This window comes from Pseudomonas fluorescens Q2-87 (assembly GCF_000281895.1).
GTDB classification, from domain to species: Bacteria; Pseudomonadota; Gammaproteobacteria; order Pseudomonadales; family Pseudomonadaceae; genus Aquipseudomonas; species Aquipseudomonas fluorescens_S.
Map to the genome: position 1 here is coordinate 5,704,354 of NZ_CM001558.1, position 20,826 is coordinate 5,725,179.

Genomic DNA, 20,826 nt, shown 5'->3' on the forward strand with positions numbered 1-20,826 from the left:
CCCTCGCCACAAAGGCAGGCACGCCTCACTGAACAGCGATTCACAAAAAAGCCGACAATGATGTCGGCTTTTTTGTGGCTCACTGCCCAGGCGTTCCGGCAGGCTTGGGCGCGGCATCGTCGAACAGGTTCAGCCGCTCGCGCAACTCATGGGCCGGCACCGGCTGTTGGTCAGCCGGCAAGGCGTTCGGATCGGCCGCAGCGCCAGGGGTCGCCGGCGCCTCGCCCGGAGCACCCTGGCCCTGGGCAGGGTCGGGCGCCGGATCATTGGTTTGCGAACCTTCGATGGCCTGCTGAGCCTTCTTGGTCAGCACCACGATATCGATACGCCGATTGACCGGGTTGAACGGGTCCTTGCGATCGAACAGCGCCGAGGAGGCATAACCCACCACCCGCGCTACCTGCTCGTCCGGATAACTGCCAGCCACCAACGCACGACGTGCCGCGTTGGCGCGGTTGGCGGACAACTCCCAATTACCGAAATCGCCCTTGCCGATATAAGGCTTGGCATCGGTATGGCCACTGATGCTGATCTTGTTCGGCACCGCCTTGATGGTATCGGCCATGGCCAGCAGGATGTCTTCGAAATAAGGCTTGAGACGGGCGCTGCCGGAGTCGAACATCGGCCGATTCTCGGCGTCCATGATTTGGATGCGCAGGCCGTTCGGCGTGATTTCGAACAGGATCTGGTCCTTGAATTTCTGCAGTTGCGGGTTCTCTTCGACCTTGTTCTGCAATTCTTGCAGCAGCAACTCCAGACGCTCGCGCTCGACCTGCTCGGCCATGCCTTCGACCTGCTCGGTATCCACCGTGACCTTGTCGGGCTGGGGCTGGGACTTGACCTCCGGGTTGAGGGTCGTGTCCGGCGCCAGGGTCGGCGAGCCGCCCAGGTCAATGATGTAAGGCGTGCCGCTTTCGGAGAAGCCGACCGGATCCTTGAAGTAACCGGCAATGGCGATTTTTTGTTCCGGGGTCGCGGTGGACAGCAGCCACAGCACCAGGAAGAACGCCATCATTGCCGTCGCGAAGTCGGCGAACGCAATTTTCCAGGCGCCACCATGGTGCCCGCCCGCTATGCGCTTGACGCGCTTGATGATGATCGGCTGGTTATTTTCCATAACTTAACGACCGCGAACTGCTTGTTCCAACTCGGCGAAGCTTGGACGGTGCGCCGGGTACAGGACCTTGCGACCGAACTCCACCGCCAGGGACGGCGGCATGCCCGAGGCCGAGGCCACCAGGGAAGCCTTGATGGCCTCGTAGACGTTGAGTTCTTCCTTGGCATCATGGGCCAGGGAATGGGCCAGCGGGCCGAAAAAGCCATACGCGGCCAAAATACCGAAGAAGGTACCGACCAGTGCCGCGCCCACGTGCAGGCCGATGGATTTCTGGTCGCCCTCGCCCAGGGAAGCCATGGTGACCACGATCCCCAGTACCGCCGCGACGATACCGAAACCGGGCATGGCGTCGGCGATGCCGTTGACCGCGTGAGAAGGGTGTTCCAAGTCTTCCTTGAGGCTGTAGAGCTCCATGTCGAACAGGCCTTCAAGCTCATGGGGAGCCATGTTGCCGGACGACATGATGCGCAGGTAGTCGCAGATGAACGCCGTCATGCGGGCGTCCTTGAGCACCGTGGGGTACTTGGCGAAGATCGGGCTGGCGGCAGCGTCTTCGATATCGCCCTCAATCGCCATCATGCCTTCGCGACGGCTTTTATTGAGGATCTCGTAGATCAGCCCCAACACCTCGAGGTAGAAGGTGTGGCTGAAGCGCGAACTGAACATGCTCAGGGATTTCTTGAGCACGTGCATCGTCATATAGCCGGGGTTGGCCTGCAAGAATGCGCCGAGGGCCGCACCGCCGATGATCATCACCTCAAAGGGCTGGATCAAAGCGGCAATCTTGCCATGGGAGAGCACGTATCCGCCGAGCACGCTCGCGAACACGACAATGATGCCGATAATTTTAGCCATAGGTAGAAAGTACTTATTTAAGTCGGGTTCAAGGTCATATTCGGAAGCTGAAAAATCTCTTCTTCTACTTATCGGCAAAACTGCGCCAGACTATAGCCAGTTCAGGCGAAAAGCCAATTTGCCCCGTTCCGGGCGTAGATACCCTATGTGATGATCGCGTCCAGCCATGACATACGAAACGAAGGTTCCAACCCCACGACCGACCACGCTCCAAGGTTGGGTGAAGCTGCTCGACGGCGTGCACCTGCCCGTGCCCCAGGCCAGTCACGACTTGGTTTGCAAGGCCCTCGCCGACAGCCGCCGGTCGCTGCGCGATATCGCCGAGCTGATGCAGGACAGTCCTGCCTTGGCCCTGAGCGTCATCCGCGAAGCCAACCACCACACCCATGGCAGCCTCGCCGAGCCTGCGGAAAACCTCGAAGTCGCCCTCAACCGCCTGGGCCTCAAGCGCACCGAAGAATTGCTCGCCCGCCTGCCCTCGCTGCCGGGGCGGGAAATACCCGTCGCCCTGCGTCAATTGCAACTGATCAGCCAGCACGCCACGCAACAGGCCAATGGTTTTTTCGCGAGCCGCCTGGCGCGACTGTGGCAAGACATCCACTGGGGCAGCCTGTTGTTCCTCTCGCCGCTCTGGCCGCTGGCCCTGACACACCCGCGATTGCTCGGGGAATGGGAATTGCGGGTCATCCACAAAGGCCAGTCCGCCCGCCAGGTAGAGCGCGAACTGTTCGGCGTCAGCCTGCTGAAGATCTGCCTCGCACTGGTGGAGACCTGGCGGCTGCCGATCTGGGTGATGCAAGGCTACCGCCTGTTGATCAATGAGCGCCGCGAACTGGTGCAAGTGCTGCGCATCGCCCGCGACAGCGAACATCCCTTGCGCCAGCAGAATCGGCTGGACGACGACCCAACCCTGCGGCGCTGGCTCAATCAGCCGGCCAACACCGTGCTGTTGGCCAACGGCCTGGCGCTTTCGGCGCAGCAGGCGTGGAATAGCCCCCACTGTCTGCGCTGGCAATACCTGACCAGCTTGTATCTGCAAATGCCCATGGATGAAATCCAGCAGCAAATGCATCAACAGGCCGTCACCAGCGCCCGCAATGACGCTATGCCAGACCTCTGGCACCCGGCCGTGGCGCTGATCTGGCCCTGGAACAGCCACCGCATCCACCCAGGCTTGCTGCCGGCGGCCCCGCCCAGCAGCGAAGACCTGACCCAGTGGCGCAAACAATGCGCTGCGCTGCTGGTGGAACCGAGCCCCTTCAGCAATGCCATGCACTTGACCACCTCGGCCCGGGACACGCTGGTGGCTTGCGGCATGCGCCGGGTGATGATCCTGATGCCCGACCGCAGCCAGACCAGCGTGCGCGTGCACCAGACCGCCGGCCTGCCCCAGGAAGCTGCGGCCATGAGCTTTTCCATCAGCCAGAGCAAGGTCTTGCAGCGATTGCTGGCCCAGCAGGCCCAGGTTCGCCTGAACCCGGACAACAATGCCCAGTTCTCGGCATTGCTGCCACCGGGGCTGCGCGCCCTGTTCCGGGGTGAACATCTGCTGTTGCGCTCGCTGACCTGCAATGGTCGGGTGATCATGCTGGTAGCAGCGGACCAGGGCGGTGGGCCGTTCTCGGACGTGACCGTGCAAGCCTTCGGCAAAACCGTGCAGTGCATCGAACGGGCACTGCATACCTTTACCAACCGCGGTCGCTGAACTTGCTACAATCCTTTCCCTTTGCGCCTCTGGAGACCTCACATGCCTGACTTCTCTGGCTTGCCGTTGGTGATCGAGCCAAGCACGCTGCTGCCGCGCCTCGACGCCCGCGAACTGATTCTGGTGGACCTGACCAGCGCCGCCCGCTACAGCACCGGGCACATCCCTGGCGCACGCTTCGTCGATCCCAAGCGAACCCAGCTGGGCCAACCTCCGGCGCCGGGCCTGCTGCCGGCAAAAGCCGATCTTGAAGCGCTGTTCAGCGAACTCGGGCACCATCCGGATGCGGTCTATGTGGTCTATGACGACGAAGGCGGCGGCTGGGCCGGGCGGTTCATCTGGTTGCTGGACGTGATCGGGCATCGCAACTATCACTACCTCGACGGCGGCCTGCTGTCGTGGCTGGACGAAGGCCTGCCGGTCTCCACTGAAGTGCCGGCGCCCGGCGCAGCCCCGGTGAGCCTGACGCTGCACGACGAACCCACCGCCACCCGCGAATACCTGCAAAGCCGGCTCGGTGCCACCGACCTGGCAATCTGGGATGCCCGTGGTCCGTTGGAATATTCCGGCGAGAAAGTCGTCGCAGCCAGGGGTGGCCACATTCCCGGCGCGGTCAACTTCGAGTGGACGGCGGGCATGGACCCGGCGCGCAACCTGCGCATCCGCCAGGACATGCCGCAGATCCTCGAACGATTGGGCATCACGCCTGACAAAGAAATCATCACCCACTGCCAGACTCACCATCGCTCTGGCTTCACCTATCTGGTGGCCAAGGCGCTCGGTTATCCGCGAGTCAAAGGCTATGCCGGTTCCTGGGGCGAATGGGGCAACCACCCTGACACGCCCATCGAGCTTTGAAGGTTCTTAAGGACAGTTAATGAAAAACCGTTTGTTCATCCTCTCTCAATACCTGCTGCCTCACCACCTGCTGTCGCGGCTGGCCGGCTGCATCGCCGAATGTCGCGTGCGCTGGTTCAAGAATGCCTTTACCGCGTGGTTCGCCAAGCGTTACCAGGTTGACATGTCCCAGGCCTTGGTCGAAGACCTGACAGCCTACGAGCACTTCAACGCGTTCTTCACCCGTGCCTTGAAAGACGGCGCCCGCCCGCTGGACGAAACTCCCGGCGCGATCCTCAGCCCTGCCGACGGCGCCGTCAGCCAGCTCGGCCCGATCGAGCACGGCCGGGTGTTCCAGGCCAAGGGCCACAGTTTCAGTGTGCTGGAACTGCTGGGCGGCGATGCAGCCAACGCAGCGCCGTTCATGGGCGGCGACTTCGCTACGATCTATCTGTCACCCAAGGACTACCACCGCGTACACATGCCGCTGGCCGGCACCTTGCGCGAAATGGTCTACATTCCTGGGCGAATTTTCTCGGTCAACCAGACCACCGCTGAAAATGTTCCGGAGCTGTTCGCCCGCAATGAGCGCGTGGCGTGCATCTTCGACACCGAGCGCGGGCCAATGGCCGTGGTGCTGGTGGGCGCGATGATCGTGGCCTCGATCGAAACCGTCTGGGCCGGACTGGTGACACCGCCCAAGCGCGAACTGAAAACCTTGCGCTACGACGAAGCCGCTCGTGCGCCGATTCATCTGGAAAAAGGCGCCGAACTGGGCCGCTTCAAGCTGGGTTCGACCGCCATCGTGCTGTTCGGGCCGGACCAGGTGAAATGGACCGACGACCTGGTGGCCGGTTCGCCAGTGCAGATGGGCCAGGGGCTGGCACTGCCCAAGGGCTGAATCATCGATTAACTTGTTGGGGGAGCGAGCTTGCTCGCTCCCCCAAGGGGCCACAGCCTCTGGATAGAGCCCTTCGTTTTTGGCTACAGCTGCTAGAGTTGAAAAGATCCTTTTCAATTTTTCGGCCGGAGCCCGTCCACGGCATGAATGAGACCAGCCCTCTCCAGCTATTGCGCGTCCTGACCCCGACGCAATCGCGCCTATCGTTCTGCGACGCCACGCCACGCGACCTCAAGCGCTGGATCGCCAACCTGCCCAAGGCCAACATCGGCGAAACCGCCCGGTTGCTGTACCAGGCCCTTGGCGAACTCAACCAACTGCTCACCCCCAGCGACAACCGTCTGCAACTGCTCGAACTGCTGCGTCCCGAGGTGTATTACGTCTGCAAACACCTGGAACGGCATTTTCTGCAACAGGCCATCGTGCTGGATGACCGCTCGCGCAAAATCGCCAACCTGTGCCAGGCCCTGCAAACCCAATTGGCCATGGGCTACAAGCAGATCGTGGCGCGCATCGCTGCGAAGTTCACCAAGGACCGGGCCCGGGTGCTGAGTACCGCATTGCAACGGGCGATCCATGCGCTCAACGGCCCGCTGCTGCGGGCCGGCCAGTTGTACAGTCCCGTGCCTGAAGGGTTGTGGCTCGATTTGCACCAGTTGTACCGGATCGCCTGCCAACTCCGACTTCAGCATTTGAATGTCGGTGACGAACTGGCTAGCCAGGTCCATCAGTTGAACGCCGAGCAAACCTACGCCGTCGCCCTGCTGCTGGGCGCCTCACGCAGTAATCAGTTACGCCAGAACCAGATCGCGCGACTGGCCGAGGCGCTGGAATCCTGGAGCCATTGGGTCAAGCTGGACCCTGCCGCCACGGCCACCAGCCTGTTCGCCGTCGCTCCGCAACTGGATGTCGGGCCACGCTATCGCTCCAAGTTCAGGGCCGAGCAACAGCCAACCTTGCAGGGCTTTGATCCACAGCCGCTGGTGCGTGCCATCGCCATCCACCTGGAACAACCGGCCGACCCCACCCTGCCAGTGCCCGGCGGCATGAGCGCCGACACCTTGCATCACCTGCAAGCCGCCTGGGGCGAAGCGGCCGAACGCAGCTTCCAGCGCACCGAGGGCAACGGCACGCTGACCTTGTGCGTGGGCATGAGCGCGCTGCATTACTACCTTGGCGGCGAGCGTTCTTTCAGTGAACTCCTGAAAACCCCCAACACGCGCAAGGCACGCTTCGAGGCCCGGCCGAGCAAGACCAACGATCAATGGAGCCAGGCCTTCGACGCAGCCCCCAGCGGCGAAAGCGACCTGCTGCCTTATGAGGAAATCGAATATCCGGTGAGCCCGTCCGATGACGACGGCACCACCTCCGACAACCAGCATCATTTTCCCCTCTATGACTTGCCAATCATCAACCACAGCCCCGGCGGCTATTGCCTCGGCTGGCCAAAAGAAGTGCCGGAACAGCTGCAAGCGGGGGAAATGGTCGGCATTCGGGATACCAGCGACGAAGCCTGGAGCATCGCGGTGGTGCGCTGGATTCGACAGGTGCGCAACGGCACCATGCAGATGGGCATCGAACTGGTCGCCCCGCACGCCCAGCCTTGCGGGCTGCAACTGGTTCGCCAGGAAAACGAACAAGGCCACTATCTGCGCGGGTTATTGCTTCCCGAGATCAGCGCCATCGACCTTCCCCCGACCATGATCGCCCCTCGCCTGCCATTCCAGGAGGGCCAGCAGGTGCTGATCAAGACCAACGGCGAAGAACGCCGGGCCGGCCTGGACCGGCGGGTCACCAGCACCCACAGTTTCAACCAGTTTGCCTATCACCCGGAGGATTCAGGCCCCGCCGGGGAGGGCAGCGAGCCTGAGGGAAATTTCGATTCGTTGTGGAGGTCGCTGTAAGCCAAACACCCCCTTGTGGCGAGGGAGCTTGCTCCCGCTGGGCCGCGAAGCGGCCCTAAACCCTCCCCCCCCAGTGTGTCAGGCTCACCGCATTGGGGCCTGCTGCGCAGGCCAGCGGGAGCAAGCTCCCTCGCCACAAAAACGTTCGCTCCAAATCGGTGGAAGGCTCAGAGCTGCCCATCACGATCCCTGAACCCCAACAGATACAAGACCCCATCCAGCCCCAGGGTCGAGATCGCCTGCCTGGCCGACTGCTTGACCAGCGGCTTGGCCCGGAACGCCACGCCCAGGCCCGCTATCGCCAACATCGGCAAATCATTCGCCCCGTCGCCTACGGCGATGGTCTGCTCCAGGCGCAGGCCTTCCTTGGCCGCCAGTTCACGCAGCAGATCGGCTTTGCGCTGGGCGTCAACGATCGGCTCCACGGCCACGCCGGTCACCTTGCCGTCCACCACTTCCAACTCGTTGGCGAACACGTAATCGATGCCGAGCTTGGCTTGTAGCTGCTTGGCGAAATAGGTGAAGCCGCCGGACAGGATGGCGGTCTTGTAGCCTAGGCGCTTGAGTTCGGCGAACAGGGTCTCGGCGCCTTCGGTCAGGCGCAGGGAGGCGCCGATGGAATCCAGTACGCTGACGTCCAGGCCTTGCAGCAGGGCCAGGCGTTCCTTGAAGCTGGCGCGAAAATCCAGCTCGCCGGCCATGGCCCGCTCGGTGATGGCCGATACCTTGTCGCCCACGCCGGCGGCCTTGGCCAATTCGTCGATCACCTCGGCTTCGATCAACGTCGAATCCATGTCGAACACCGCCAGGCGGCGATTTCGGCGGAACAGCGAATCTTCCTGGAAGGCGATGTCGACGTTCAATTCCTGGGCCACGCTAAGGAACTCGGCCCGCAAAGCCTGGGGATCAGCCGGCTCGCCGCGCACGGAAAACTCAATGCAGCCCTTGCCCTTGTCATCCGGCGTGTCCAGCGGCATGCGCCCGGAGAGCCTGTCGATGTGATCAATGTTCAGGTCATATTTGGCGGTGATCGAACTGACGCGTTGCAATTGCTCGGCGGTGACCTTGCGGGTCAGCAAGGTCACGATGTGGCGCTTCTTGCCCTGGCCGGCCACCCATTGCTGGTAATCGGCTTCGGACACCGGGGTAAAACGCACCTGCTGGTCAAGCTTGTAAGCCGTGAACAGGATGTCCTTGAGCACCGACTTGCTTTGTTCAGCGTCCGGAATTTCAACCAGGATGCCGAACGACAGCGTGTCATGGATCACCGCCTGACCAATGTCGAGAATGTTCACACCACCCTGGGCCAGAACGCCGGTAATGGCCGCAGTCAGACCCGGACGGTCGCTGCCAGTGATGTTTATCAGGACGATTTCGCGCAAGGCGCACCCCCGCAGGTGGAAAAAACCGCATTCTACCCACATTCAGTGACCATCGGGCACCGCCAGTGCTTTGCCGGTCATGGGCCTGTCGCTATACTGCGCGTCAATTTCACGGACAAAGAGCCGAGCTCAGTGAACCGGCCCACGCCAGTCAAAACCGACAACTTCTTCCTGCTGATCTTCCGTGCACTGCGCCACCGTCGCGTGCCGATTGCATTGCGCATTGCCAGCCATAACGTGATCCTGGTCGCCTTGGCCCTGGTTATCTATGCCTGCGTGATGGGCCTGCAATTCAAACAGGCGATGCATGAGCAGGCCGATGCCCTGGGTGAGAGCCTGACCACCCAGACCGCCACGTCCGCCACCGAGCTGCTGGTCTCCAACGACATCCTCAGTCTCAACGTGCTGCTCAACAATCTGACCAAGAACAAGCTGGTGGCCCACGCGGCCATCTACAGCGTGGACAACCGTATCCTCGCCGAGGCAGGCCAGCGTCCCAAGCCAGGCCTGCTGGGCGAATCCGGTGGCATGTACCAGAGCAAGATCACCTTCCAGGACGTGACCGCCGGGCAACTGCGCATCAGCCTGGACATGGACCAGTTCCAACAGCCGATGACCATCAGCCTGCAAAGCATGGGCATTCTCAGCGCGATACTGCTGGCGCTGGCACTGGCCTTGAGCCTGCGCCTGGGCCGGCACATCTCCACGCCGCTGTTGCAGTTGCGCGTCTGGCTGCGGGACATCGACGAACACACGCCGGCCACCCAGCGCCAGGATGAAATCGGCGACCTGGCCCGGCAACTCCACGCCAGTTTCGCGCCGGAACCTGAACCCGTGCCGGAACCTGAAGACATCGACTACGTTGACGACGATGAGGCCGAGCCAGGCTTCGAGGTGCGCAACCTGCGTGATCCGGGCTTTGATGAAAGCCAGCCAATGCCTGCGTCCAGACCGGCTCCACGCCACGTGGTCCGCACGGTAGAAGACGATGAAGACGACGATGCCTTCGCCGACCTGCGTGACGAGTCCGCTGCCGGCGAGCCGAAACCGCTCGCCAAGCCTGTCGTCTCGAACCTGCCCCAGCACAGCGCCGTGCTGGCCGTGCAACTGGGCGCCCAGGACCAACTGCGCCGCCTGCCCCAAGCGCGCCTGAAGGAGTTGCTCGAACGCTACCGCGACTGCCTCGACCAGGCTGCATCGCTGTACCAGGGCGAATTGCATACATTGAATGATGGCAGCACATTGATGCTGTTTCACACCGAGGACAGCGGTGACGACTACCTCACCAACGCCATTTGCTGTGGCGAGTTGCTCCGGGCGCTGGGTCATCAATTGCAGATCGAGGTCGCCGACAGCGGCATCACCCTGCAACTGCAACTGGGCCTGACCCTGGGCGACGGCCTGTTCGGCATGAGCCAGATCGACTTGTTGTTGACCGAAACCGCCCAGGACGCCCTGGCACTGTCGCAACACAGCCGCAACCTGTTGCTGGTGGAACGCAAGATCAACGACGACGCCCTGATCCGACAGCGCGCCCGCATCCGCCCCATCGCCAGTCCCGAGGGCGCTTGCTGCGTGGAGCGCTTGATGGAACCTTATCCGTCGATGCTCGAGCGGCAACTGGCGCGGATGCATGAGCGCCAGGCCTGATATTCAGTAGTTGAAGCAAACAAAAGCCCGCAGATGAGTGTTTATCTGCGGGCTTTTTTGTTGCCTTCATTGGCCTCTTCGCGAGCAAGCTCGCTCCCACAGGAGATCTTCATGGTCTACAGAGCCTGGGTTCACTGGAGATTGAATGTGGGAGCGGGCTTGCCCGCGAAGAGGCCAGGATAGGCACCGCCAATCCAATCGACAGAAACGACAAAGCCCGCATCAGCGCGGGCTTTGTCTTGTTGGCAGTCCAACCCTCAGAACCTGAACACTTCCATGTCCGTACGAATTGGCAGGGCCATGGGAATCTTGTCCTTTTCCTTCCCTGCCGGCTTGGTTGGGGCAGGAGCAGATTTTCGAGGGACTTCTGCGATAGGAGGCTGGTTGGCCAGAGGTTTGAGCGACACAGACAACTGCTCGGCCAGACGTTGCAGGAGCACGCCCTGGGCCTGGACCTGTGCCGCCGTAGTACCGGCATGCTGCTCTTGCAGGTGCACGATGCGGTTCTCACGCACCTTGCCGCGACGGTCGATCAGCCGCCACTGGGCATCAAGCACCGCTGGTTGCGACTTGCCCGAGTCCAGGCGGGTAATCGACAGCAGTACCTGGACGTCCGGGGTAAAGCCTTGGGTAGCGGGCGCCAGCACGACACGCTGGCTGTCCAGATGCCCGGCGACCTGACGCAACAGCAGTTGATCGATGTCCGACGACAGGCTGCCCGCCCAGCGACCGTCGACAGCGGCTTGCAGGCTACCGTCAGGTTGGCGTTGCAGCAGGGTTTCACGTTGCAGGTAGTCAGCAATCAATACCGGGCCCAGCAGTACTGCCATGCCGGCGCTTTGCGCAGGCTGGGCCGGGGTTCCGCTGTCCAGTTGATACAGCGAAACAGGCTGATTGACGCTGCAGCCCGCCAGGCCAAGCAGGCCAGCGAGCCACAAAATAGGAAGGCGCAGAGCAGTCATCGTCCCGTCCAGGTGGCGGCCACAAGGCTTACCACAGTGAAAAATACTTGGTCATTATGAAGAACGCTCAGCCACGCCGGCGCTTGAAAGGGCCTATCATCCGTGAATATGCGCCGCGACTCCAGCGCGAAAACGCCGGTCTGCGGCATTTAATCGCAGACCAAGCGCTCTAGGACGCCTAATTCAAGTTTTCGACGAGCAGTGCATCGACCCGTTGAAAACCCCTTGGTAGCTTATTACCGCGTCGCCCGCGTTCACCTTTGTAATGCTCAAGATCATCTGCTTTCAACGAAAGCGTACGCTTTCCAGCCTGTAGCACAAGCGTGGCGCCTTCCGGCAACACTGCAATATCCGTGACATATTCCTCACGGCTGGCAACCCGTTCGCCGGGAATACCGATGATTTTGTTGCCCTTGCCTTTGCCAAGCTGCGGCAAGTCACTGATTTTAAAGACCAGTAGCCTGCCTTCCGTCGTCACCGACGCCAGCCAATTATTTTCGCGATCACTGACAGGGCGTGGCGCAATGACCTTGGCGTTGTTCGGCAGGCTCAACAACGCCTTGCCCGCCTTGTTCTTGGCTTGCAGATCCTCACCCTTGACCACGAACCCGTAGCCGGCGTCCGATGCAATTACGTACAGCCCGTCATCATCAGGCATCAGCACGCACTCAAAAGTTGCACCCGGTGGCGGCGTTAATCGACCGGTCAGCGGCTCGCCCTGGCCGCGCGCCGATGGCAGCGTGTGAGCCGGCACCGAATAGCTGCGACCGGTGGAGTCGACGAACACCGCAAACTGGTTGGAGCGCCCGGCCGCCAGGGCCTTGAAGCCGTCGCCAGCCTTGTAGGAAAGCCCCGTGGCGTCGATATCGTGGCCTTTGGCGGAGCGCACCCAGCCTTTTTCCGACAGCACAACCGTCACTTTCTCGTTCGGCAACAGATCATGCTCAGTCAGCGCCTTGGCTTCGGCGCGTTCGACGATTGGCGAGCGGCGATCGTCGCCATAGGTTTCGGCATCCTTGAGCAGTTCGGTGCGCACCAGTTTCTTGAGCTTGGCTTCGCTGCCCAGCAAAGCTTGCAACTTGGCCTGTTCCTTGAGCAGTTCATCCTGCTCGGCCCGCAACTTCATCTCCTCCAGCCGCGCCAACTGCCGCAAGCGCGTATCGAGAATGTAGTCGGCCTGGATTTCGCTCAGGGCAAAGCGCGCGATCAGGCTGGCCTTGGGATGTTCCTCGGTGCGAATGATGTGGATCACTTCATCCAGGTTGAGGTAGGCAATCAGCAAGCCGTCCAACAGATGCAGTCGACGTTCGACCTTGTCCAGGCGGAATTGCAGGCGCCGGCGCACCGTTTTGACCCGGAATTCCAGCCATTCCACCAGCAAGGCCCGCAAGTTCTTCAACTGCGGCTTGCCGTCCAGGCCAATGATATTGATGTTGACCCGGTAGCTGGACTCCAGGTCGGTACTGGCGAACAGGTGCTGCATCAACGCGTCATGGTCGACCCGGCTGTTGACCGGGATGATCACGATACGGCAAGGGTTTTCATGGTCGGACTCGTCGCGCAAGTCTGCAACTTGCGGCGCTTTCGACGGTTTTGCCTGCATCATCGCGGCGATTTGTTCCAGAACCTTCGCACCGGACACCTGATGCGGCAGCGCGGTGACAATGATGTCGCCGTCTTCGATGTGATACACGGCGCGCATGCGCACGGAACCGCGACCGGTCTCGTAGATTTTCAGCAGGTCGGCGCGCGGCGTGATGATTTCCGCTTCGGTCGGGTAGTCCGGACCCTGGATGTGCTCGCAGAGCTGTTCCACCGTGGCTTTTGGCTCATCCAGCAGACGCACGCAAGCGGTGGCCACCTCCCGCAGGTTGTGTGGCGGTACGTCAGTGGCCATGCCCACCGCGATGCCGGTGGTGCCATTGAGCAGGATATTCGGTAAACGTGCCGGCAAAACCAACGGCTCATCGAGGGTACCGTCGAAGTTTGGCCCCCAATCCGCCGTGCCTTGGCCCAATTCGCTCAGCAGGACTTCGGAATAGCGCGACAGACGCGCCTCGGTGTAGCGCATGGCGGCGAAGGACTTGGGATCGTCCGGCGCACCCCAGTTGCCCTGGCCGTCCACCAGGGTGTAGCGATAGCTGAACGGCTGGGCCATGAGCACCATGGCTTCATAGCAGGCCGAGTCACCATGGGGGTGGAATTTACCGAGCACGTCACCGACGGTCCGCGCCGACTTCTTGTGCTTGGAGTCGGCATCCAGCCCCAGCTCACTCATGGCATAGATGATCCGCCGCTGGACCGGCTTCAAGCCGTCGCCGATGTGCGGCAAGGCGCGGTCCATGATCACGTACATGGAGTAATTGAGGTAGGCATTTTCGGTGAAGTCAGCCAGCGATCGGCGTTCTACGCCGTCTAAGCTGTCTGCAAGAATGTCGCTCATGCGGGCCTCATCAGTTCGTTGTCTGGCGCAGCAGCATGGTGCCGTCGCGCTGGGTAAATTCAAGTTTGTTCAGGGCGCTCATGCCCAGCAGCACTTGCGTGCCGCCCAGGCCTGGCGCCACCAGGGCACGGACATCGCGCAACACGATGTCACCCAATTGCAACCGGTCGATGCGGGTGCGATAGCCCTCGCTCAAACCGTTGGCGGTACTCAATGTCACGCCGAAACCTTTTTCCAGCTTGAGGCGCTCGGCCAGCTCCACCGGAATTGCCACGTCGGTGGCCCCCGTGTCGAGCATGAAATCCACCGGTTGGCCATTGATCTGGCCGCTGGCAACAAAATGCCCTTGTTTATTGCCGACCAGCTTTACCTCGATAAATCCTTCGCCTCTTTGCGAATACACCTGGGCATTCGGGTTCTGCTGACGCTGCTCCCATTGAGCAAAGAATCGTGTAGCCAGGAACAACGCCGCACACCAGGCCACAATCATCAGCACCCGGCCGGCACGCTTGCCCGGCGGCTGGCTCACGGCGAGGCGCTCCAGCCACCGTCCGGCGCGGCGAAGCGCCAGATGATCGGCCGCGTTTCGCCGTCGGCGCGGGCGCCGTCGTTGTTGTCCAGGCCGATCCAGGCGCCTGTGGCGTCCACCACCAGCGCTTCGGCCAGCCCGTAGGCCTGCGAGTAGCGGCGATTGTCCTGCAACGCCTCGGCGGCGAACGACCAACACCGCTCCACTTGAGCGGTCTGCGGATCACGCCGACAGATCTGAAAAGCGTTGCGTTCCAGGGTAAATAGCTTGCCATCGAACAACGACAGATCGGCGAAATCCCGCGAAACCGCCTTGGCCTTGGGGAACTGCGCCGGCTGCATCTCCAGCCCCGCTTCGCTCAGCAACACGCAATTGCCCTCGCAGTCCCACACCGTTTGCTGGCGCTTGATCAGCAGCAGCCCACGACGTTCGCGCTCGGCCGCCAGCCACAGCTGGTCGCCGGCCGGGTTGATCGCCAAGCCTTCGAACAGAGCATTGAAATGCAGCAACATACCGCTGGCCCGGGCCTGGCGAATCAACGTCGGGGCGATTTTCAACCACGATGCCTCGCCTGTCGGCGCCACTTGCAACACCGCGGCATGCGACTCGCTGACCACATAGCGATTGCCGGCGCTGTCACAACTGATGCCCTCGAAATCCAACTCGCCACCGCGCAGGAACGAAGCGGCCCAAGTCCGGGAGCGCAAGCCCCAGGGCAAACCATTGTCGGGCACCGCCGGAACGTCGATATCCACCACGTCGGCCTGCCAGACCGGCGCATCGGAAAGCGCGAGGCGATAAATTCGGTCATCGTCGCGATCGGACACCGTCCACATTTCGCCGCCGCACAGCGCCAGCCCGGACAGGTTGCCGCCGCGCATGCCATCCACGGCGTGCTCGGACAGCAACTTCAACTCAGGCGCGGGCCCGGCGACTACCACCCCCGCCCACAGCAATAACGCCAGGGCGAAACCGTTGCGCATCAGGCCAGCACCTCGGCCAGGTCACCTTTGGACTCCAGCCAGGACTTGCGGTCGCCGGCGCGTTTCTTCGCCAGCAGCATGTCCATCATTTCCGAGGTCGCTTCAAAATCATCCAGGGTCAACTGCACCAGGCGACGGGTGTTGGGGTCCATGGTGGTTTCGCGCAGCTGCGGCGGGTTCATTTCGCCCAGGCCCTTGAATCGGGTGACCTGGGGCTTGCCGCGCTTCTTCTCGGCCACCAGGCGGTCGAGGATGCCATCGCGCTCGGCTTCGTCGAGGGCGTAGTAGATTTCCTTGCCCAGGTCGATCCGGTAGAGCGGCGGCATCGCGACGTAGACGTGACCGGCATCCACCAGCGGACGGAAATGCTGGACGAACAAGGCGCAGAGCAACGTGGCGATGTGCAAGCCGTCGGAGTCGGCGTCGGCGAGAATGCAGATCTTGCCGTAGCGCAGTTGACTCATGTCTTCGGCGCCCGGGTCGACCCCGATGGCGACGGCGATGTTATGCACTTCCTGGCTGGCCAGCACTTCACTGCCGTCCACTTCCCAGGTGTTGAGGATCTTGCCCCGCAGCGGCAGGATCGCTTGGAACTCCTTGTCCCGCGCCTGCTTGGCCGAGCCGCCGGCGGAGTCACCTTCCACCAGGAACAGCTCGGAACGCATCGGGTCCTGCCCGGCGCAATCGGCGAGCTTGCCCGGCAAGGCCGGCCCCTGGGTGATGCGCTTGCGCTCGACCTTCTTGCTGGCCTTGAGCCGACGGCCGGCGTTGTTGATCGCCAGCTCCGCCAGGGCCAGGCCGGTTTCCGGGTTGGCGTTGAGCCAAAGGCTGAACGCGTCCTTGACCACTCCGGAAACAAACGCCGCCGCCTCACGGGACGACAGGCGCTCCTTGGTCTGGCCGGAGAACTGTGGCTCCTGCATCTTCATCGACAGCACGAACGCAATGCGTTCCCAGACGTCTTCCGGCGCCAGCTTCACGCCACGGGGCAGCAAGTTGCGGAACTCGCAGAACTCACGCATGGCATCCAGCAGCCCCTGGCGCAAGCCGTTGACGTGGGTGCCGCCCTGGGCCGTGGGGATCAGGTTGACGTAGCTTTCCTGGACACTTTCGCCACCTTCGGGCAGCCACAACAACGCCCAATCCACGGCTTCCTTGTTACCGGCCAGGCTGCCGCAGAACGGCTCGTCGGGCAGGCGTTCGAAACCGTTGACCGCGTCCACCAGGTAAGAGCGCAGGCCGTCTTCGTAATGCCACTCGACTTTCTCGCCGGTGGCCTTGTCCTCGAAACTGACCAGCAGCCCCGGGCACAACACGGCCTTGGCCTTGAGCACATGCTTGAGGCGACTGACGGAGAACTTCGGCGAATCGAAGTACTTCGGGTCCGGCGCGAAATACACGCTGGTCCCGGTGTTGCGCTTGCCGACGGTGCCGACCACTTCCAGCTCGGTGGCCTTGTAGCCGTCGGCGAACGTCATCTGGTATTCGTTGCCGTCACGCTTGACCCGCACCCGGACCTGGGTCGACAAGGCGTTGACCACGGAAATACCCACCCCGTGCAAACCGCCGGAGAACTGATAGTTCTTGTTGGAAAACTTACCGCCGGCGTGGAGCTTGGTAAGAATCAGCTCGACGCCCGACACGCCCTCTTCAGGGTGAATGTCCACCGGCATGCCGCGGCCATCGTCGCTGACTTCCAGGGAATGGTCGGCGTGCAGGATGACCTGCACCGACTTCGCATGCCCGGCCAAGGCTTCGTCGACACTGTTGTCGATGACTTCCTGGGCGAGGTGGTTCGGCCGACTGGTGTCGGTGTACATGCCGGGGCGCTTGCGCACCGGGTCGAGGCCCGAGAGGACTTCGATGGCGTCTGCGTTATAAGAGCTAGCGCTGGGAGTGGCCATGGGGTCTCGTCGTCAGTGTTCAATGAAAAAGGGGCGATGGCTCACAGCGACGTGAAGTCGATCGCCTGGTACAAATCGGCGCCAATACCGGCAAAACTCAGCAGCGCCGGCAACTGCTGGGCAAACCCTTGGAAACTGTGGTCGCCGCCAGCCTGGATGCGCAAGGCACAAGCGCGGTAATACTGCTGGGCGTGGCGATAATCCAGCGTTTCGTCCCCGGTTTGCAACCATACCTGATACCGCTGCGAATCCCGGGGCGCCGGCACTTCCAGTTCGGCCAGGGCCGTGACGTGGTCGTGGGTCAGTTCCCAGGTTTCGTCGGTGTACAAATTCTTCTGCGTGCCCAGGTAGCCGTCGAACATGCGATGCGGGCTGACAGCAGGGTTGATCAGCAGGGCCTTGAGGCCGTGGCGTTCGGCCAAGTGAGTGGCATAGTAGCCGCCGAGCGAGCTGCCGACTAGCAGCGGCCGATCCAGTTGTGCAATCGCCTGTTCCAGCTGACCGATGGCTTGGCGGGGATGGTGGTGCAGGGCTGGAACTTGTAGGTGGTCGCTCAGGCCCAGTTGCGCCATTACGTCGATTAGCTGGCGGGCCTTGGTCGAGGCTGGGGCGCTGTTGAAGCCGTGGATATAAAGGATAGAACCCGACATTGCCGACTCCCTGGGTGTTGGGCAAAGGCCGGAGTTTACAGGGAGTTTATGGGGGTTTGGGGGTGATCTGTTCATACAAGACAACACAAAACCCTGTGGCGAGGGGATTTATCCCCGTTGGGGCGCGAAGCGGCCCCCTACAGCTGGATTGGGTACATATCCATTTCTGCGGTAACGGCCACTTAGGGTTCCGCCCTGACGGCGGGTCACTTTCGAAAAGCGCGAAAGTAACCAAAGCGCTTCATGCCCCACCACTCGGCACCTCGCCTAGGCTCGGTGTGCCCTCACTCCGGCATTGCTCCGTGGGCCCGCTGCGAAGGGCCATCCATGGCCCAGCGCAGCTATCCCGGCATCCATGCCGGGATGCCCACTCCACAATGCCTGCGTTCGGCCAGCGTGGTTAATGGGGCGCTGAAATCAACGTCCGACGCGAGGCGGCCTGAGAGCCGGCCTGGTTTAGGGTGATCGCGTTTCTCCAGTGGGAGCGGGCTTGCTCGCTTTTGCGCGCGGTGTGGTCAGGGTTGTGTGTTGACGTTGTCCAGCATCCGATTTGCCAATAAAGCGCCCAGCTCGATCAGTTGCTGAATGCCAAGGGCAACATGGCGTCGCGAGCCTTCCAGGTCGAAGGCAAGGTCGCTGACCATGGCGTCGGCTGAAGCCAAGGTTTCGCTGAGGTTGGCCAGTAGGCTTTCGGTGTCGACGCCGTTCACGACGGTGAACAGTTGACCTGAGGGCTGTTTCTTTTTGGCTTGAGGTTTGGGGTCGAGATAGTGGTCGATGGCGCGTTTGGCGGCTTCATCAAGCTTCGGGGAAATCTGGCTGGCATCGGAAGAGATGGAATCGTTTTTTGTTGGCCCAGAGTTATCTTCATACATGTTGGCGCTCCATTAAGATTGAAATAAAGCCCCTTTTTTTCAGGTTTCCAGGCCTGGCCGCTGAATTTGCAGCGACGGAAAAAGATTAGCGACAGCCCTTCCCACCCGGCAACCGCCAGAGCTCGTCGGAAAAGTCTGCTCGAATGTCGGACCACTCCCACAAATCTGGCCGGCTGTCAGGCCGCCATCGCGAGCAAGCTCGCTCCCACAATGGACCTCCTGTAACACAAGGTCTGTGTACACCAGCGATCCACTGTGGGAGCGGGCTTGCTCGCGAAAGCGGTGGGTCAGTTTGCATCAGCATTGCATGTGCCGCCGTCTTCGCGAGCAGGCTCGCTCCCACAATGGGGTCGGGGTACGACCATAGAACCAGGTCGGCTGTAAGGCCGTCTTCGCGAGCAAGCCAGCTCCCACAATGGGATCGGAGTACGACAAAAGAGCCAGGCCGGCTCTCAGGCCGCCTCGCGGCGGACGTTGATTTCGGCGCCCCGTTAACCACGCTGGCCGAACGCAGGCATTGCGCAGTGGGCATCCCGGCATGGATGCCGGGATAGCCGCGCTGGGCCATGGATGGCCCTTCGCGGCGGGCCCCACGGAGCAATGCCGGAGTGAGGGCATGCCGAGCCTAGGCGAGGCACCAAGTGGTGGGGCAAAAGCGCTTTGGTTACTTTCGCGCTTTTCGAAAGTGACCCGCCGTCAGGGCGGAACCATAAGTAGCCGTTACCGCAGAAATGGATATGTACTCAATCAGGCCGCCATCGCGAGCAGGCTCGCTCCCACAATGGGGTCGGGGTACGACCATAGAACCAGGTCGGTTGTAAGGCCGTCTTCGCGAGCAAGCCCGCTCCCACAATGGGATCGGAGTACGACAAAAGAGCCAGGCCGGCTCTCAGGCCGCCTCGCGGCGGACGTTGATCTCGGCGCCCCGTTAACCACGCTGGCCGAACGCAGGCATTGTGGAGTGGGCATCCCGGCATGGATGCCGGGATAGCTGCGCTGGGCCATGGATGGCCCTTCGCGGCGGGCCCACGGAGCAATGCCGGAGTGAGGGCATGCCGAGCCTAGGCGAGGCACCAAGTGGTGGGGCATAAAGCGTTTTGCTTACTTTTGCGCTTCTCAAAAGTGAGACGCCGTAAGGGCGGAACCATAAGTAGCCGTTACCGCAGAAATGGATATGTACTCAACCAAACCTCAGTACCCGTCGGACTCATAGTCCGGAGTAAAAGCAAACCCAACCACCCGCTCAACCCCCGTCTCCAACCGCCCATCCGGCCAAAGCCGCAACCACCGATACCCAGGCGCCTGCGAGCCCACCGCAAAATCCTCACTCCCAGGCTCAAACTGAATACAAGTCGAAGGCGAAGCCAACAACCGAACGCCCCCGCGCACCTGGTCAACCTCCTGATGCACATGCCCCCACAACACCGCCCGCACCTGAGGAAACCGATCCAGCACCGCAAACAACGCCTCAGGATTACGCAACCCAATGGGCTCCATCCACGCACACCCAATCGACACCGGATGATGATGCAGACAAACCAGATGATGACGCTCCGGCGCCTCGCTCAAGGCATTGGCCAACAGAATCAACTGTTCCTCAGCCAAAAAACCGGGAACCGAACCCGGCACGGCAGAATCCAGCAGCGTGATTCGCCAGTTGCCAATGTCCACCACCGGCTCGAGCAAGGTGCTCTTGACCGCCGCCTCCAGCATGACCTGCGGCTCATCATGGTTACCCGGAATCCAACGTGCGGGCGCATCGATTCGCCCACTCATCTGCCGAAACGCCTGATAAGACTCCAACGTTCCGTCCTGGGATAAATCCCCAGTGGCAAGTATCAAGTCGATGTTCGGCTGCTGATTGAGCACCAGGTCAATCACCGAGCGCAGGCTGTCACGGGTGTTCATGCCCAGCAACGACCCGTCGGCCTCGGCGAACAGGTGGCTGTCGGACAGTTGAACCAACAGCGCAGCATCAGCAGTGGTCAGGATGGATTCGTTCGGCAAATCGCTCTCTCCCAGGCGCACTCACGCCATTGGATGAAGCCGCAATTATGCTGGGGAAGATCGAAAGGGGAAACCCGCGAACCGGAACCGGTTCACAACCAGGGTCCAGTATTTGAAAGACA

Annotated in this window: 16 protein-coding genes; 5 read left to right on the forward strand and 11 right to left on the reverse strand. The window is 61.7% G+C overall.

Annotated features, from left to right (window positions below):
* Window positions 1-79: 79 nt before the first annotated feature.
* Window positions 80-1,117 carry a flagellar motor protein MotB gene (motB, locus tag PFLQ2_RS02670; protein ID WP_003186440.1) on the reverse strand — a complete coding sequence of 346 codons (1,038 nt, stop codon included), beginning with the start codon at window positions 1,115-1,117 and terminating at the stop codon, window positions 80-82.
* A gap of 3 nt (window positions 1,118-1,120) precedes the next feature.
* The gene (gene motA / locus PFLQ2_RS02665) at window positions 1,121-1,972 is read right to left on the reverse strand and encodes a flagellar motor stator protein MotA (protein ID WP_003186442.1); all 852 of its coding nucleotides are present in this window, start codon (window positions 1,970-1,972) and stop codon (window positions 1,121-1,123) included.
* Between the two features lie 166 nt (window positions 1,973-2,138).
* Here motA and PFLQ2_RS02660 point away from each other — a divergent pair, with 166 nt between their 5' ends.
* The 4 genes from PFLQ2_RS02660 (at window position 2,139) to PFLQ2_RS02645 (ending at window position 7,319) form a co-directional block, all read left to right on the forward strand.
* Window positions 2,139-3,677, forward strand: a complete 1,539-nt coding sequence (locus PFLQ2_RS02660) for an HDOD domain-containing protein (RefSeq protein WP_003186444.1) — start codon at window positions 2,139-2,141, stop codon at window positions 3,675-3,677.
* Between the two features lie 42 nt (window positions 3,678-3,719).
* Complete coding sequence (locus PFLQ2_RS02655) at window positions 3,720-4,535, forward strand: rhodanese-like domain-containing protein (RefSeq protein ID WP_003186446.1); 816 nt, start codon at window positions 3,720-3,722, stop codon at window positions 4,533-4,535.
* A gap of 19 nt (window positions 4,536-4,554) precedes the next feature.
* Window positions 4,555-5,415 (forward strand): archaetidylserine decarboxylase, encoded by an 861-nt coding sequence (gene asd / locus PFLQ2_RS02650; RefSeq protein ID WP_003186449.1) that lies wholly within the window; start codon window positions 4,555-4,557, stop codon window positions 5,413-5,415.
* 143 nt (window positions 5,416-5,558) lie between these two features.
* Window positions 5,559-7,319 (forward strand): hypothetical protein, encoded by a 1,761-nt coding sequence (locus PFLQ2_RS02645; RefSeq protein ID WP_003186451.1) that lies wholly within the window; start codon window positions 5,559-5,561, stop codon window positions 7,317-7,319.
* A 167-nt stretch (window positions 7,320-7,486) separates the two neighbouring features.
* Here PFLQ2_RS02645 and serB read toward each other — a convergent pair whose 3' ends face one another.
* A complete protein-coding gene (gene serB / locus PFLQ2_RS02640) occupies window positions 7,487-8,701 on the reverse strand; it encodes a phosphoserine phosphatase SerB (RefSeq protein ID WP_003186453.1) in 1,215 nt (404 codons plus the stop codon).
* A 132-nt stretch (window positions 8,702-8,833) separates the two neighbouring features.
* Between serB and PFLQ2_RS02635 the strand changes: the two genes are divergently transcribed.
* A complete protein-coding gene (locus PFLQ2_RS02635) occupies window positions 8,834-10,351 on the forward strand; it encodes an AhpA/YtjB family protein (RefSeq protein ID WP_003186454.1) in 1,518 nt (505 codons plus the stop codon).
* 257 nt (window positions 10,352-10,608) lie between these two features.
* Here PFLQ2_RS02635 and PFLQ2_RS02630 read toward each other — a convergent pair whose 3' ends face one another.
* From PFLQ2_RS02630 to cpdA, 8 genes are all read right to left on the reverse strand, one after another.
* Window positions 10,609-11,313 carry a PqiC family protein gene (locus PFLQ2_RS02630; protein WP_003186455.1) on the reverse strand — a complete coding sequence of 235 codons (705 nt, stop codon included), beginning with the start codon at window positions 11,311-11,313 and terminating at the stop codon, window positions 10,609-10,611.
* Between the two features lie 178 nt (window positions 11,314-11,491).
* Window positions 11,492-13,756: a DNA topoisomerase IV subunit A gene (parC, locus tag PFLQ2_RS02625; RefSeq protein ID WP_003186456.1), complete on the reverse strand. Its 2,265-nt coding sequence runs from the start codon at window positions 13,754-13,756 to the stop codon at window positions 11,492-11,494.
* Between the two features lie 10 nt (window positions 13,757-13,766).
* A complete protein-coding gene (locus tag PFLQ2_RS02620; protein ID WP_050551608.1) occupies window positions 13,767-14,246 on the reverse strand; it encodes a retropepsin-like aspartic protease family protein in 480 nt (159 codons plus the stop codon).
* A 35-nt stretch (window positions 14,247-14,281) separates the two neighbouring features.
* A complete protein-coding gene (locus PFLQ2_RS02615; protein WP_003186461.1) occupies window positions 14,282-15,268 on the reverse strand; it encodes an esterase-like activity of phytase family protein in 987 nt (328 codons plus the stop codon).
* Window positions 15,268-17,172, reverse strand: coding sequence for a DNA topoisomerase IV subunit B (gene parE, locus PFLQ2_RS02610; RefSeq protein ID WP_003186463.1), 1,905 nt, complete (start codon window positions 17,170-17,172; stop codon window positions 15,268-15,270). Before parE ends, PFLQ2_RS02615 begins: the two co-directional genes overlap by 1 nt.
* Before the next feature lie 41 nt (window positions 17,173-17,213).
* Window positions 17,214-17,822, reverse strand: coding sequence for a YqiA/YcfP family alpha/beta fold hydrolase (locus tag PFLQ2_RS02605; protein ID WP_003186465.1), 609 nt, complete (start codon window positions 17,820-17,822; stop codon window positions 17,214-17,216).
* Between the two features lie 515 nt (window positions 17,823-18,337).
* On the reverse strand, window positions 18,338-18,697 hold the full coding sequence (locus PFLQ2_RS02600; RefSeq protein WP_003186467.1) for a DUF6124 family protein: 360 nt from the start codon (window positions 18,695-18,697) through the stop codon (window positions 18,338-18,340).
* Between the two features lie 1,191 nt (window positions 18,698-19,888).
* Entirely contained in the window at window positions 19,889-20,704 is an 816-nt protein-coding gene (gene cpdA, locus PFLQ2_RS02595; protein WP_003186469.1) for a 3',5'-cyclic-AMP phosphodiesterase, read from the reverse strand.
* Between the last annotated feature and the right edge of the window lie 122 nt (window positions 20,705-20,826).

What these genes read in the sequence shown, in the direction of transcription:
- motB (WP_003186440.1), bottom strand. Translation starts at nt 1,117, where the DNA reads ATGGAAAATAACCAGCCGATCATCATCAAGCGCGTCAAGCGCATAGCG.
- motA (WP_003186442.1), bottom strand. Translation starts at nt 1,972, where the DNA reads ATGGCTAAAATTATCGGCATCATTGTCGTGTTCGCGAGCGTGCTCGGC.
- PFLQ2_RS02660 (WP_003186444.1), top strand. Translation starts at nt 2,139, where the DNA reads ATGACATACGAAACGAAGGTTCCAACCCCACGACCGACCACGCTCCAA.
- PFLQ2_RS02655 (WP_003186446.1), top strand. Translation starts at nt 3,720, where the DNA reads ATGCCTGACTTCTCTGGCTTGCCGTTGGTGATCGAGCCAAGCACGCTG.
- asd (WP_003186449.1), top strand. Translation starts at nt 4,555, where the DNA reads ATGAAAAACCGTTTGTTCATCCTCTCTCAATACCTGCTGCCTCACCAC.
- PFLQ2_RS02645 (WP_003186451.1), top strand. Translation starts at nt 5,559, where the DNA reads ATGAATGAGACCAGCCCTCTCCAGCTATTGCGCGTCCTGACCCCGACG.
- PFLQ2_RS02630 (WP_003186455.1), bottom strand. Translation starts at nt 11,313, where the DNA reads ATGACTGCTCTGCGCCTTCCTATTTTGTGGCTCGCTGGCCTGCTTGGC.
- parC (WP_003186456.1), bottom strand. Translation starts at nt 13,756, where the DNA reads ATGAGCGACATTCTTGCAGACAGCTTAGACGGCGTAGAACGCCGATCG.
- PFLQ2_RS02620 (WP_050551608.1), bottom strand. Translation starts at nt 14,246, where the DNA reads ATGATTGTGGCCTGGTGTGCGGCGTTGTTCCTGGCTACACGATTCTTT.
- PFLQ2_RS02615 (WP_003186461.1), bottom strand. Translation starts at nt 15,268, where the DNA reads ATGCGCAACGGTTTCGCCCTGGCGTTATTGCTGTGGGCGGGGGTGGTA.
- parE (WP_003186463.1), bottom strand. Translation starts at nt 17,172, where the DNA reads ATGGCCACTCCCAGCGCTAGCTCTTATAACGCAGACGCCATCGAAGTC.
- PFLQ2_RS02605 (WP_003186465.1), bottom strand. Translation starts at nt 17,822, where the DNA reads ATGTCGGGTTCTATCCTTTATATCCACGGCTTCAACAGCGCCCCAGCC.
- PFLQ2_RS02600 (WP_003186467.1), bottom strand. Translation starts at nt 18,697, where the DNA reads ATGTATGAAGATAACTCTGGGCCAACAAAAAACGATTCCATCTCTTCC.